Source organism: Allomuricauda sp. XS_ASV26, assembly GCF_041224615.1.
Classification (GTDB): Bacteria; Bacteroidota; Bacteroidia; order Flavobacteriales; family Flavobacteriaceae; genus Flagellimonas; species Flagellimonas alginolytica.
In genome coordinates this window covers 213,231-227,341 of record NZ_JBGFGK010000027.1, presented here as the reverse complement: position 1 = coordinate 227,341, position 14,111 = coordinate 213,231, and the positions used below count along the sequence as shown (strand labels likewise).

Annotated in this window: 14 protein-coding genes; 11 read left to right on the top strand and 3 right to left on the bottom strand. The window is 42.0% G+C overall.

The window, feature by feature from the left end:
* Nucleotides 1-71: 71 nt before the first annotated feature.
* Genes AB9K32_RS02710 through AB9K32_RS02700 form a run of 3 tightly spaced genes read right to left on the bottom strand, consistent with a single transcriptional unit; the run spans nucleotide 72 to nucleotide 6,289 of the window.
* Nucleotides 72-1,409, bottom strand: coding sequence for a hypothetical protein (locus tag AB9K32_RS02710; RefSeq protein WP_252080532.1), 1,338 nt, complete (start codon nucleotides 1,407-1,409; stop codon nucleotides 72-74).
* A gap of 11 nt (nucleotides 1,410-1,420) precedes the next feature.
* A complete protein-coding gene (locus AB9K32_RS02705; protein ID WP_224837419.1) occupies nucleotides 1,421-3,058 on the bottom strand; it encodes a SusD/RagB family nutrient-binding outer membrane lipoprotein in 1,638 nt (545 codons plus the stop codon).
* 18 nt (nucleotides 3,059-3,076) lie between these two features.
* Nucleotides 3,077-6,289: a SusC/RagA family TonB-linked outer membrane protein gene (locus tag AB9K32_RS02700; protein WP_369884266.1), complete on the bottom strand. Its 3,213-nt coding sequence runs from the start codon at nucleotides 6,287-6,289 to the stop codon at nucleotides 3,077-3,079.
* 527 nt (nucleotides 6,290-6,816) lie between these two features.
* Between AB9K32_RS02700 and rpsL the strand changes: the two genes are divergently transcribed.
* The 11 genes from rpsL to rpsC all read left to right on the top strand — a co-directional run bounded on the left by rpsL (nucleotide 6,817) and on the right by rpsC (nucleotide 14,109).
* Nucleotides 6,817-7,191: a 30S ribosomal protein S12 gene (gene rpsL, locus AB9K32_RS02695; protein WP_014032016.1), complete on the top strand. Its 375-nt coding sequence runs from the start codon at nucleotides 6,817-6,819 to the stop codon at nucleotides 7,189-7,191.
* A 19-nt stretch (nucleotides 7,192-7,210) separates the two neighbouring features.
* Entirely contained in the window at nucleotides 7,211-7,687 is a 477-nt protein-coding gene (rpsG, locus tag AB9K32_RS02690; protein ID WP_108246806.1) for a 30S ribosomal protein S7, read from the top strand.
* A gap of 8 nt (nucleotides 7,688-7,695) precedes the next feature.
* Nucleotides 7,696-9,822 (top strand): elongation factor G, encoded by a 2,127-nt coding sequence (gene fusA, locus AB9K32_RS02685; protein WP_224837421.1) that lies wholly within the window; start codon nucleotides 7,696-7,698, stop codon nucleotides 9,820-9,822.
* 12 nt (nucleotides 9,823-9,834) lie between these two features.
* On the top strand, nucleotides 9,835-10,140 hold the full coding sequence (gene rpsJ / locus AB9K32_RS02680) for a 30S ribosomal protein S10 (RefSeq protein WP_014032013.1): 306 nt from the start codon (nucleotides 9,835-9,837) through the stop codon (nucleotides 10,138-10,140).
* Between the two features lie 165 nt (nucleotides 10,141-10,305).
* Complete coding sequence (gene rplC / locus AB9K32_RS02675) at nucleotides 10,306-10,923, top strand: 50S ribosomal protein L3 (RefSeq protein ID WP_224837422.1); 618 nt, start codon at nucleotides 10,306-10,308, stop codon at nucleotides 10,921-10,923.
* Nucleotides 10,923-11,552: a 50S ribosomal protein L4 gene (gene rplD, locus AB9K32_RS02670; RefSeq protein ID WP_224837423.1), complete on the top strand. Its 630-nt coding sequence runs from the start codon at nucleotides 10,923-10,925 to the stop codon at nucleotides 11,550-11,552. The genes rplC and rplD overlap by 1 nt, the downstream gene beginning before the upstream one ends.
* A gap of 7 nt (nucleotides 11,553-11,559) precedes the next feature.
* A complete protein-coding gene (gene rplW / locus AB9K32_RS02665; protein WP_369884265.1) occupies nucleotides 11,560-11,850 on the top strand; it encodes a 50S ribosomal protein L23 in 291 nt (96 codons plus the stop codon).
* 9 nt (nucleotides 11,851-11,859) lie between these two features.
* On the top strand, nucleotides 11,860-12,684 hold the full coding sequence (gene rplB, locus AB9K32_RS02660) for a 50S ribosomal protein L2 (RefSeq protein WP_224837425.1): 825 nt from the start codon (nucleotides 11,860-11,862) through the stop codon (nucleotides 12,682-12,684).
* An 11-nt stretch (nucleotides 12,685-12,695) separates the two neighbouring features.
* Nucleotides 12,696-12,974: a 30S ribosomal protein S19 gene (rpsS, locus tag AB9K32_RS02655; protein ID WP_014032008.1), complete on the top strand. Its 279-nt coding sequence runs from the start codon at nucleotides 12,696-12,698 to the stop codon at nucleotides 12,972-12,974.
* Between the two features lie 7 nt (nucleotides 12,975-12,981).
* Entirely contained in the window at nucleotides 12,982-13,389 is a 408-nt protein-coding gene (rplV, locus tag AB9K32_RS02650; RefSeq protein WP_014032007.1) for a 50S ribosomal protein L22, read from the top strand.
* Between the two features lie 9 nt (nucleotides 13,390-13,398).
* The gene (gene rpsC, locus AB9K32_RS02645) at nucleotides 13,399-14,109 is read left to right on the top strand and encodes a 30S ribosomal protein S3 (protein WP_224837426.1); all 711 of its coding nucleotides are present in this window, start codon (nucleotides 13,399-13,401) and stop codon (nucleotides 14,107-14,109) included.
* Nucleotides 14,110-14,111: the final 2 nt, after the last annotated feature.

Below are 14,111 nucleotides of genomic sequence, written 5' to 3'. Positions count from 1 at the left end.
AGGTATTAAAGGAACAAAGGCCACCTGTAAGGGTGACCTTTGAAGTAATTAGGAACTATATTCAAAAAAAATTATTCACAAACTTTTAGTTCAATTTCTAGGGTGTAAATTTCTAGACTATTTTCAAATGGTCCTTCACTGGCGGCTCGTTTTCCATTTGGATCGATGATTTCGAAGGTATTTTCACTATCATATTCACCACTTGTATAAACTAGAGTTAAGGATGTAGCACCATCTGGAACTGTAAATGTTCCGGATGCATCAGTGCCTGTTTCGACCCTGAAGGGAGACCCTGGAACTTCCTCGCCGTCCAAAGTGACGGTCAGGAAGCCACCGTTCCAGCCATCACCCCAATCGTCTTTCATGTTAATTGTATATTCTCCTGGATAAGGGGCGTCGGCATTCAACTGAACGCACTCAGAAGTCGATATACTGAAGAAGTACTCGGTATCATTCTCATCGGTGGTAACAATTCTGCCATCCATTGTAATTATTTCATACCTTAATTTAAAGTCGTCTCCAACAGAAAGGTCGGATAGTTCCAAGTCTTCACCTAAAAGTTCTTCGATGGTATAAGAAATGTCCAGAGTTCTAACACTATCTGCTAAATCGAGGTCTGCAATGGTGTAAGTTTCAAAAAGCTCCTCTTCTTCTGAAAGATTCACATTGTCGTCACCAATGGTCAAGTCCCTGAAAGTCCTGTAAATGTTCAATGTTTCCAATAAACTAACTTCTTCGGTTCCGTCTTTAATACTTATAGATGCTTCATAATCCTCGATTACTCCACCTTCGGATAGATCTATTTCGTCGCTTGTGGTTACTTCATAATCGAAAGCAATACCATCATCGATCAATAGGGAATACAAGAAAGGTGAGCTAAAGAACGAGCCTCCTGTTACCGTAACGGCTGCATCACTGGCTTTAAAAGACCTACCATCGGTGAAGAATAGTTCAAGATTCATAATGATTCTATCTCCAGGTAGAACTTCGGTCAATGGAATGTTCAAAGTGGTCAAAGCCTCTTCCATGGTGAATGAAAAGCTGGTGCTTGGCAATCCTCTGTCACCTACTGTAAAAGCAGATGCCGGAATAGTGCTATAGGCAACACCGGATACACTGACATCGTTGTCGTCCTTATTGTTGTCCACATAGTCAACGGTAAGGTCAACACGGTCGATAAGTTCGCCTTCGGTTTCGTCTTGTTCTTCAACCGTAACAGAAAAAGAGTTTTCCGTCCTGAACATATCAAACGCTTCATCTTCGTCATCTGGAACTGTTTCCAGGGTTCTTAATACGGCTCCGGAGGTGTAGGTTTCCAAAACCTGATCCACTACTTTTTCGTCGGTATCACAAGAGAAATTGAGCGCGAGTAGGGAAATACAAATTAGATATAAACTGATTTTTTTCATCGTTATTTTTTTTAGTTAGCAGGTGGAAATGCTGGAGATGCAGGGTTTGTATCCCAGAATACTTGGCTCGCAACACCTGATTTCTGTACTATAAACTGATTGTTACTAGCAGCATTTGCAGGGTAGAAGAAAGATCGGATGAATGCTCCTGGATCTGGCTCTATGTTTGGCTCAAGGTTATCAGGGAATCCTGTTCTTCTGTAAAAGTTATAGGCATCATGGCCGTTTCCTTTTAATGCAGTAAAGAATTGTTCCGCCAATACGTTCCACTTGTCGGTTCCCTCTGCTTCATCGAAAGCCGCTCCTCTGTTCAAAACAAAGTCGTTGATCTCGAGTGCGGTTGGGCCAACAGAAAGGTCGGCATCTGGGTCTAAGCTACCAAAGGATTGAACCTTGGCGATAGATTTTTCGATACCGGAAATCATAAATGGTCTTGCTGCCTCTGGGCTTGTTGCCATGGCCAACTCAGCTCTCCAAAAGTCAACCGTAGAGGCCAAAAGCATTGGTGTAACACCTGCCCCTTGTCCACCTGTAACTAATGAAATTTCGGAGAACGAACTGTCATCATACTTACCTGCTTGTGGGTAAACACCAGGAGAAGTCCTTAAAAGACCATCTGGTGGAATACCTTCATCGTTACCGTGATTTCTTCCCCAGTAGCCATTAGGCAAAGAACAGTATGGGTATCCTCCATTTACATAATGTGCAGGAGCACTTGTAAGAGAACATGCCAAGGTTTCTTCGTTAGGGGCTACACCTGGAGCACCAGGTACAGTTTCGCTCTGACGATAGAAGTAATATCTGATCCTAGGGTCACCTGTGGTATCCATCATATCCATCAACCAAATGGAAGCATAGTCGCCACCACCTTCGTTGGAGTAGTTTTGCGAATAGTTTGGATGCCTTGTATCTGGTTGTACCTGGTTGGCGCCCCACTGGAATTGTAGGTCATCTTCTGTACTTTGAATGTAATTTCCACTACTGATTATTGAGTTGAATGCAGCTGTGTTGCCTAGATTTAGGTGTAACCTTAATTTTAAAGTGTTACAGGCCTTGATCCATTGGCTGGCATCCCCGTCATAAAAGAAATCGTATTGAGGCAATGCAGATGGTGTCGCATTGAAGCTAGAAATTGCTTGGTCTACCAAGGCCAATGCAGCTGCATAAATATCTGCTCCGCCATCAACTTGTGGATTAAGGATCTCTGGAGCTGCGATGGCCTCTGTATAAGGTACATCTCCAAAATAATCCACCAAAAGGGTAATCGTGTAAGCCTCTATGAATTGGCCCATTCCAATATGGTAGGTCAATTCAGCTTCTTCGGCCAGAACATTCATGTCGCGAATGTTCTTTATTACCTCTTGATACGCTCTTTCCCAAGCTGTATCGAAAGATGATGGAGAATAGTTGTTCTGGTAATTTCTACCATTCATATTCTCTATTCTTGTCACCTCTGCACCATTCTCGCCAAGTTCCTCCACTACACGAGCAAAAGTTTCTTGAAGGGCGTTCAAATAGAAATCCGGATTCGCCTGACTCGGGGTGAGTTCATTAGGGTTTTCACTAATGTCCAATTCTACTGTCTCACACGAGAAGAGCAATGTGGCGGTCATTAGAGCAAAACCAAAGTATTTTGTTATTTTTTTCATGATTCAATTTTTTTCTAATTAAAATGATGCTTTAACGCTCAAACCGTATCTTCTAGAACTAGGTCCATTTAGGTAATCAAAACCAGCACCGTTACCAACACCTACACCCGCAACGTTTGGATCAAAGTTTGTTCCATCGGGCATGTTGATGGCTTTATACCATAGGTTCTGTCCTGATACCGTGAAGCTCAAGCTTCCGAAAGGAGTTTTGTCCAAAAATTTACTTGGTAGGGCATAAGTTAATCCCAACTCCTGAAGTCTGATGGTCGAAGCATCGTAAATACCTAATTCATCCGGTCCAAATAGAACGTTGTTGAAGTAGAACGTTGAGTTGTTGATCTGTCTGGTGTTAGGAGTGCCGTCCGCTAATACACCCGGAAGGATGTACGTGTTCAAACGATCTTCTGTATCCGTGGTCAGACCTCTACCCAAAAGGGTCGAAACAGTACGACTGTATATGTCCCCGCCGTGGGTGTAGTTTACCAAGAAATTCAAAGAGAAATTTTTAAATCTCAATGTGTTTGCCACGTTAAATTGCCAGTCCGGGTTTGGATTGCCAATTACAAAAGTACCTTCCTCAACTACATAATCACCAGCAGAATTTACCAAATACTCTCCGCTTTCGGTCCTGCCGATTCTACTACCAACGATTACACCTAATTGTTCTCCTACGATGGCTGCATTACCCAGGTTACTGAACCCGGCATATACAACAATATCGGTATCAAGACCAAGGTCGGTAACTTCGGAGTCGTAAGTTGTCCAGTTGGCATTGATGTTCCAGTTGAACCCATCGCCATCGTTACGGAAGATATCCGCTCCCAAGTCAATTTCCCAACCATCGGATTTGATCTCACCAATGTTTGTTTGTGTGGAAGTATAACCTGTAGATGGATCAAGTGGTCTATCGATGATCAAATCTTCGGTTGTTCTACTGTAGTAAGATACATCTAGCGTTAAACGACTGTTAAAGAACCTTGATTCCATACCTACTTCGATCTCAGATAAAAGCTCGGGCTTCAAATTTGGGTTACCCAAAAGATTTGCACTTGTGTTGCCCACTACATCAACACCAGATCCATCTTGGAATGACTGGGTGTTCAGGTTTAGCGTGGACGCCACTGGATATCCTGTCGGGAAGTTTGCCGAAGTTCCGTAACCAGCTCTAAGTTTAAGGTAATTAACTCCTCCTGGTGTTTGTAACCCTGGGAATATTTTGGTAGGGATCACAGAAAGACTCGCGGATGGATAGAATATAGAACGATTTTCTCTTGCTAGGTTGGATACCCAATCGTTCCTTCCTGCCAAGGTTAAGTACACCATTCTGTCATAATCGAAATCCAACTGGCCATATGCGCCTGCAATATTCCTCTCTTGGAAGAACTGAATCTCATCTTGAAGTGCAAAGTTGAAGTGTCTAAGAACGCCAAATACCTGCTGACCTGTACTGCCTACACCGTTCTGGTCAAAAACCTCTCTTCTGGTAGTCGCACCGGTGTTGAAGCTAAATCCTACTTTTTCGGATAGCTCATATTGACCTGTAAGTATAAGGTTGTGGTCGTGGATGGTATTGGTGTTGTTCCATGTGTCCAACACACCACTTTGAGTGGCAACACTACCACCTACACCACCTTTGTTCTGGTAGTTGGTGTTGTTCTCGCTATAGTTGTCCAAACCGAATCTATAAGTAAGATTCAAATTGTCGTTTATGTTATAGGACAAGGCTGCATTACCAAAAACACGGTTGGTAACCTGTTGGTTTTTGGAGTTCTTAACAGTCCACAATGGGTGTTGTATACTATTATTTTGACGATAGTAAACGCTGGAACCATCAATTGGGTTCTCGAAAGGCAATCCTTGGATATCTACACTTCGGGGAGTGTAGAACAAATTTGCGAATATGGAAGAACCTGTACCGAATACACTGTTACCTGTACTTGCAGCAACAGGAGGTGTCTCAAAATCCGTTTTGGCATAGTTCAATGTTCCGGAAACTGTGAACTTGTTGGATAATTCTGCTCTACCTCCCAAACCTATCGTATGTCTTTTAAGCTGGTTTCCAGGGGTAAAACCTTGATCGTCCAGATGTCCAAAGTTAGCGTTGTAGGATACTTTTCCGTCGGTAGAAGCTCCTCGAACGTTAACAGAGTTAGTTTGAACTACTCCGGTTCTAAAGAATTTTTCAACGCTATCATAAGGTTTCCAATCGTAACGAGCGCCTTGAAATTCTGGAAAGGCTGCTTGGATTGCAGATGTAGAAGTTGAATAAGGGTGAGCCAATGTTCCATTGTCATCAATTGAGGGTTGAGCTCCCCATCCAGCGATTCCGCCTCTATCAAAACTTGGTCCCCAGTTACTAAAGAACCATCCAAAGTTTTGGTCGAATCCGTTACCGTACTGATCTTGGTAATCCGGCAACGAAGCAATCTCGTTGAAGAAAATAGAGCTGGAAACGGTAATCTCATTTTTCTTGGCCGCAGTTCCAGCAGCACCGTTTTTAGTGGTAATCAAGATTACCCCATTACGCCCTGCCGTACCATATAATGTTGCTGCAGCAAGACCTTTAAGTACGTTTACACTTTCAATGTTGTTCGGGTCCAAATCCAAGAAACGGCTGGAACCATTGTTACCATCCACGAAATCTCCTTGTTCGTTGGTTCCGCTATCGAAAGGTACACCATCAACAATGAACAATGGCTGGTTACTTCCACTAAATGTGCTTAAACCACGAATAATAATACTTGTACCAGATCCTGAAAGACCACTTTGGGAAGTAATGTTTACCCCGGAGGCCTTACCTGTCAGAATACGTCCGACATCACCCTCGGCACGCTGCTCCAATTGCTCGTTTCCTACTTCGGAAACCGCATAACCTAGAGCCTGCTTTTCTTTCTTGATACCTTGTGCGGTAACAATAACTTCCTCGAGCGCTTGAGTATCCGCCTCCATCTGAACGTTTATTACGCTGGATGCGCCAACAGTTCTGGTTGCGGGTCTCTGGCCAATGTAGGTAAAGAGAAGTGTTTGGCCTTCACTTGCGCTGATGGCATAGTTCCCATCAAAATCCGTTTGGGTACCCGTGGAGGTCCCTTCAACGACAATGTTGACCCCAGGCAGCGGGAGGCCATCGCCATCCGTAACCGTACCTGTAATCGTCTTGTCCTGCGCATAGGATATATGCACAACAAACGCCAATAATAGCGTTAACAATCCATTAAGTTTTGTTCTCATTGTTAAATTATTTGAATTAGCTGATCGCTAAAATCTTAATTTCATGTTAATAATCCAAAATAATTTTATAAAATATTTAAGAATATGGATTTAATTTAGATAACAATAAAATCATTGAGTATGATTAATAGATGTATAAAAATTAAGTCAAATGATTATATAATGCATAATAAACATGATTTAACATAAAAGAGGGGTGGTATATTTAAATCAACTGTATTTTGATTAGATTGAAGTAAAATCAAAAATAATGTTAACGAAATATGTTATAGAAATGTTAACATAAACAGATTTGAAATTTATCGTATACCTTAATATATATAAGTGGTAAAAAAACAAATGAAAACACTTTGTTTGGTGGTGATATTTTGCTGTTGTGGTTCCATGTTGACTCTATTGGTTTAATGGGCACACAACTTTTTTCTGTTAAGATGAAAATTAAATCGGTATGGATTTGAATTATTGGGAATTATCATTACATTTGCAGCCCTCAAAAAGAGGGTTATTTAGTTTTTAAAAGAAATTTAATGCCAACAATTTCACAATTAGTACGAAAAGGAAGGGCCACAATTACCAAGAAGAGTAAATCGGCTGCTTTGGATTCGTGTCCTCAAAGAAGAGGGGTTTGTACGCGTGTTTACACTACTACACCAAAAAAACCTAACTCTGCAATGCGTAAAGTTGCAAGGGTGAGGTTAACTAACGGTAAAGAGGTCAACGCATACATCCCCGGAGAAGGCCACAACCTCCAGGAGCACTCGATAGTATTGGTTAGAGGTGGGAGAGTAAAGGATTTGCCTGGTGTGCGTTATCATATCGTTAGAGGTGCGCTGGATACTGCAGGTGTTGCAGGTAGAACTCAGCGACGATCTAAGTATGGTGCAAAGCGCCCTAAAAATTAATCATTTTTAAGAAGAAGCGATGAGAAAAAAGCAGGCAAAAAAGAGACCATTATTACCAGATCCAAAATTTAACGATCAACTTGTTACACGTTTTGTTAACATGATGATGTGGGATGGTAAGAAATCAATTGCATTTAAAATATTTTATGATGCCATTGAGATAGTCGATGAAAAGAATACGGACGAGGAAAAAACAGGATTGGAGCTTTGGAAAGATGCTCTTTCCAATGTAATGCCGCACGTTGAGGTTAGAAGTAGAAGAGTGGGTGGTGCTACATTTCAGATTCCAATGCAAATTCGTCCAGATAGAAAAATCTCAACTGCTATGAAGTGGTTGATCAGTTTTTCTAGAAAACGTAATGAAAAATCTATGGCCCAAAAATTAGCGGCCGAGATTTTGGCAGCGGCCAAAGAAGAAGGTGCTGCAGTGAAAAAGAGAGTAGATACACACAAAATGGCCGAGGCCAATAAAGCATTCTCGCACTTTAGATTCTAATCAATACAATGGGAAGAGATTTAAAATATACAAGGAACATAGGTATTGCGGCACACATTGACGCAGGTAAGACGACGACTACAGAGCGTATTCTTTTCTATACAGGTGTGAGTCACAAAATCGGAGAGGTGCACGATGGTGCAGCTACCATGGACTGGATGGAGCAAGAGCAGGAGCGGGGTATTACCATTACTTCTGCAGCTACGACTTGTACTTGGAAGTTTCCAATGGAGAATGCGCAGACTTTGCCAGATACAAAAGATTATCACTTTAATATTATAGATACTCCCGGGCACGTGGACTTTACCGTTGAGGTGAACCGTTCTTTACGTGTGTTGGATGGTTTGGTTTTCTTGTTCAGTGCTGTTGATGGTGTTGAGCCTCAGTCGGAAACCAACTGGAGATTGGCTGATAATTACAAAGTGCCCCGTATTGGATTCGTAAACAAAATGGACCGTCAAGGTTCCAACTTTTTGAATGTGTGCAAGCAGGTTCGAGAAATGTTAGGTTCGAATGCTGTACCAATTGTATTGCCAATTGGCGAGGAAGCGGATTTTAAAGGTATCGTGGATTTGGCCAAGAACAGAGCTGTTGTTTGGCACGAGGATAACTTCGGTTCTACCTTTGATGTAGTTGATATTCCAGCAGAAATGCAGGAAGAGGTAAGAGAGTATAGAGCTGCCCTTATTGAGGCTGTTGCGGAGTATGATGAGGAGTTGATGGAGAAATTCTTCGAAGATGAGGATTCTATCACAGAGGAGGAAGTGCATGCTGCATTGCGTGCCGCTGTAATGGATAGGGCTATCATTCCTATGGTTTGTGGTTCTTCGTTTAAAAACAAAGGTGTTCAGTTCTTGTTGGATGCTGTTTGTCGTTACTTGCCATCGCCATTGGACAAGGATGATATCGTTGGTGTAAATCCGGATACAGGTAAAGAAGTTACAAGAAAGCCGGATCCAAAAGAGCCTTTTGCTGCGCTTGCATTTAAAATTGCTACCGATCCTTTTGTTGGTCGTTTGGCATTCTTTAGAGCGTATTCAGGTCGTTTGGATGCAGGTTCTTATATATTGAACAACCGTTCAGGTAAAAAAGAGCGTATTTCCCGTATTTACCAAATGCACTCCAATAAACAAAACTCGATCGATTATATCGAAGCAGGGGATATTGGTGCGGCTGTTGGTTTCAAAGATATTAAGACAGGAGATACTATGTCGGCCGAGAATGCTCCGATAGTATTGGAGAGTATGGATTTCCCTGATCCCGTAATCGGTATCGCGGTGGAGCCAAAAACAAAGGCTGATGTTGATAAATTGGGTATGGCCTTGGCTAAATTGGCCGAAGAAGATCCAACATTCCAGGTAAAAACAGATGAGGCTTCAGGTCAGACCATTATTTCTGGAATGGGCGAGCTTCACTTGGATATTATTTGTGACCGTCTTAAACGTGAGTTCAAGGTGGATGTGAATCAAGGCCAACCTCAAGTAGAGTACAAAGAGGCTATTACTGGAACGGCCGATCATAGAGAGACATATAAGAAACAAACAGGTGGTCGTGGTAAATTTGCGGATATCGTATTTACTATGGAACCTGCCGAGGAAGGAAAATCTGGACTTGAGTTTGTGAACGAAATTAAAGGTGGTAACATTCCTAAGGAATTTGTGCCATCGGTTGAAAAAGGATTCAAAGAGGCTATGAAAAATGGTCCTTTGGCCGGTTTCGAAATGGATTCTATGAAAATTACCCTGAAAGATGGTTCGTTCCACCCAGTGGATTCTGATCAGCTTTCTTTTGAATTGGCTGCCAAATTGGGTTATAAGGAGGCTGCTAAGAAAGCAAAAGCGGTAATAATGGAGCCAATCATGAAATTGGAGGTGTTGACACCAGAAGAGAACATGGGTGATATTGTTGGGGACTTGAACCGTAGAAGGGGTCAAGTGAACAACATGTCCGACAGGGCCGGTGCCAAGGTTATCAAAGCTGAAGTGCCACTGTCCGAAATGTTCGGGTATGTAACTTCTTTGAGAACATTGTCCTCTGGTAGAGCGACATCAACAATGGAATTTTCACACTATGCCGATACCCCTTCCAATATTGCAGAGGAAGTTGTAAAAGCAGCTAAAGGAGTAACCGCTTAATTTTTCAGCAAGATGAGTCAAAAAATTAGAATAAAATTGAAATCTTACGATCACAATTTGGTGGACAAATCTGCTGAAAAGATCGTGAAGACAGTAAAAACAACAGGGGCTGTGGTAACCGGACCAATTCCATTGCCAACACGCAAGAAGATATTTACAGTTTTGCGTTCCCCTCACGTTAATAAAAAATCGAGAGAGCAGTTCCAATTAAGTTCATACAAAAGACTATTGGATATATATAGCTCTTCATCAAAAACCATCGATGCACTTATGAAGCTCGAGCTTCCAAGTGGTGTCGAGGTTGAGATCAAAGTCTGATAATGTTTCTGCCTCGAGCAGAAACGACATGTCCCGAACGACGGTTCGGGAAAAACGGAGAAAGAAAAAAATCTGGGTCAGAACAGAATGTTTTTCTTGACCCAATTTTTTTGCCAAATAATTGGCGAGATTTTAAATAAGTAAGTAATTATTAATTAATTAAATATGTCTGGGTTAATAGGTAGAAAAATCGGTATGACCAGCATTTTCGACGAGAATGGAAAAAATATTCCATGTACCGTGCTAGAAGCTGGGCCATGCGTGGTTACCCAAGTCAGAACCGAAGAGGTGGACGGGTACAAGGCCCTTCAATTAGGTTTCGATGACAAGGCAGAAAAACGTGCTAACAAGGCCGAAACAGGTCACTACAAGAAAGCAGGTACTTCTCCTAAGAAAAAAGTCGTTGAGTTCCAAGGATTTGAAGGTGAATACAAATTAGGTGATACTGTTGGTGTCGATCTATTTGTGGAAGGTGAATTTGTGGATGTAATCGGTACATCCAAAGGAAAAGGATTCCAAGGTGTTGTAAAACGTCATGGTTTTGGTGGAGTTGGACAAGCGACACACGGTCAGCACAATAGATTGAGGGCTCCAGGTTCCATCGGTGCGGCATCTTACCCTTCTAAAGTTGTTAAAGGTCTTCGTATGGCCGGTAGAATGGGTGGTGAAAGAGTGACAGTTCAAAACTTGAGAGTATTGAAAGTGGTTCCTGAGAAAAATCTTTTGGTTGTCAAAGGATGTGTTCCAGGTCATAAGAATGCTTACGTAACAATTGAGAAGTAATGAAGGTTGCAGTATTAGATATCAACGGAAAAGAAACAGGTAGAAAGGTAGAGCTTTCTGACGATGTTTTCGCGATAGAGCCTAACGAGCACGCTATTTATTTGGATGTTAAGCAGTACTTGGCCCATCAAAGGCAAGGAACGCACAAAGCCAAGGAGAGAGCTGAAATCGCTGGTAGTACCAGAAAGATCAAAAAACAAAAAGGTACCGGTACCGCAAGGGCGGGCAGTATCAAATCACCTGTTTTTAGGGGTGGTGGTAGGATTTTTGGACCAAGACCAAAGGATTATACCCAAAAGTTGAACAAGAACATGAAGCGATTGGCCAGAAAATCGGCTTTGAGCATGAAGTCTAAAGAGCAATCCTTGGTGGTTGTGGAGGACTTCAGTTTTGAGGCTCCAAAGACCAAGGACTTCGTTAATTTCTTGTCTTCCTTGGGGATAGAAAAGAAAAAGTCCCTTATAGTGTTGGGCGATACAAATAATAACGTATATTTGTCGTCGCGTAATTTGGAGCGCTCTGAAGTCGTAACAGGCTCAGAATTAAACACTTACAAAATAGTTAATGCAACTAGTTTGGTGTTGACCGAAAGCGCTTTGGAAGGAATTGAATCGAACCTAAAGAAATAAGAGAATCATGAGTGTGTTGATAAAACCGATAATTACGGAGAAAATGACCGCTGACAGCGAGCTTTTCAATCGCTATGGTTTCTATGTTGATCCGAAAGCTAACAAGTTGGAGATCAAGGAAGCTGTAGAAGCTACTTATGGTGTTTCTGTTGAAAAGGTAAGAACCATGATCTATAGTCCAACGCGTAAGAGTCGTTATACAAAAACCGGAATTCAGCACGGTAAGACAAATGTTAGGAAAAAGGCAATTGTTGATGTGGCTGAAGGCGATATTATTGATTTTTACAGTAATCTATAAAGACGAGAAATGTCAGTTAGAAAATTAAAACCGATAACCCCTGGGCAGCGTTTTAGAGTAGTAAACGGATTTGACGCGATTACTACTGATAAGCCGGAGAAAAGCTTGCTTGCTCCGTTAAAAAAGTCAGGTGGTAGGAACAGTCAAGGAAAAATGACCATGCGTCACAGAGGTGGTGGTCATAAGAGAAGATATCGAATCATCGATTTCAAAAGGGATAAGCAAGGTGTAGAGGCCACTGTGGTGTCTATACAATATGATCCCAACAGAACTGCGTTTATCGCCTTGGTAGAATACAAGGATGGAGAGAAAAGGTATGTAGTGGCGCAAAATGGTATGCAGGTTGGGCAAAAAATCCAATCTGGTACCGGATCTGCACCCGAAATAGGAAATGCACTTCCTTTGAGTGAGGTTCCTTTGGGTACTATTGTCTCTTGTATAGAGTTAAGGCCTGGTCAAGGAGCTATTATGGCTCGTAGCGCAGGTACATTTGCTCAGTTGATGGCAAAAGACGGTAAGTTTGTAACCCTTAAATTGCCTTCGGGGGAAACTAGAATGGTGTTGGCTACTTGTTTGGCTACCATCGGTGCAGTTTCCAACTCCGACCACCAATTGCTTGTATCCGGTAAAGCAGGTAGAAGCAGATGGTTGGGTAGAAGACCAAGAACCAGACCAGTAGCTATGAACCCTGTGGATCACCCAATGGGAGGTGGTGAAGGTAGAGCTTCAGGAGGTCATCCAAGATCTAAGAACGGTATTCCTGCAAAAGGATTTAGAACTCGTTCCAAGACCAAGGACACCAATAGATATATCATAGAACGTAGAAAGAAATAAAAGAAAAGTAAATGGCACGTTCGTTAAAAAAAGGACCATACGTTCATTTTAGTCTGGAGAAAAAAGTCCAGGCCAATATAGAATCAGGTAAGAAATCAGTTATCAAAACGTGGTCTAGGGCCTCTATGATAACGCCGGACTTTGTTGGGCAGACCATCGCGGTGCATAATGGGAGACAATTTGTTCCTGTATTTGTAACCGAGAACATGGTGGGTCACAAATTAGGGGAATTTTCACCTACAAGATCATTTAGAGGTCATGCAGGGGCTAAAAACAAAGGTAAAAAGTAAGTAAGCTATGGGAGTTCGTAAAAGACAAATGGCCGAAAGGTTAAAAGAAGAAAAAAAGCAACTTGCTATTGCAAAGCTTAACAATTGCCCAACTTCTCCAAGAAAAATGCGTTTGGTCGCTGACTTGGTAAGAGGTAAGCAAATTGAGATGGCCTTGGCAACCTTAAGGTTTAACCCTAAAGAGGCATCCAGGAAATTGGAAAAGCTTTTACTTTCTGCGATTGCAAACTGGGAAGCTAAAAATGAAGGTGCCGATATCGAAGCTGCGGATCTTTATATTAAAGAGATCCGTGTAGATGGGGGAACCATGTTGAAGCGATTGAGACCAGCTCCGCAAGGTAGGGCACATAGAATTAGAAAGCGTTCCAATCATGTAACCATGATCTTGGAGGCCAATAACAACGTTCAAAGCTAGAAGAATAATATGGGACAGAAGACCAATCCAATAGGAAATCGCTTAGGAATTATCAGAGGATGGGAATCCAACTGGTACGGAGGAAATGATTATGGCGATAAACTGGCTGAAGACGATAAGATCAGAAAATACCTTTATGCGCGTTTGGCCAAAGCCAGTGTATCAAGGATTATAATTGAGAGAACCTTAAAATTGATCACGATTACCATTACCACGTCCAGACCTGGTATCATAATCGGTAAAGGTGGTCAAGAGGTAGATAAACTTAAGGAAGAGCTTAAGAAGATCACCAATAAGGAAGTTCAGATCAATATACATGAAATAAAGAGACCTGAGCTTGATGCAAATTTGGTCGCTGCCAGTGTTGCAAGACAGATCGAGAGCAGAATTTCATACAGGAGAGCCATTAAAATGGCGATCGCCGCAGCAATGCGTATGAATGCCGAAGGTATCAAGATTCAGATTTCCGGACGATTGAACGGTGCAGAAATGGCACGTTCCGAGTCCTACAAAGAAGGAAGAATTCCATTGTCTACTTTCCGTGCAGATGTGGACTACGCTTTGCACGAAGCTCATACTACTTATGGTAGATTGGGTATCAAAGTTTGGATCATGAAAGGAGAGGTGTATGGAAAAAGAGAGCTTTCACCACTTGTAGGATTGAGCAAAAGTCAAGGAAAAGGCGGCAAGGATAACAAGAAATCCCGTCGTAGAAAGTAATT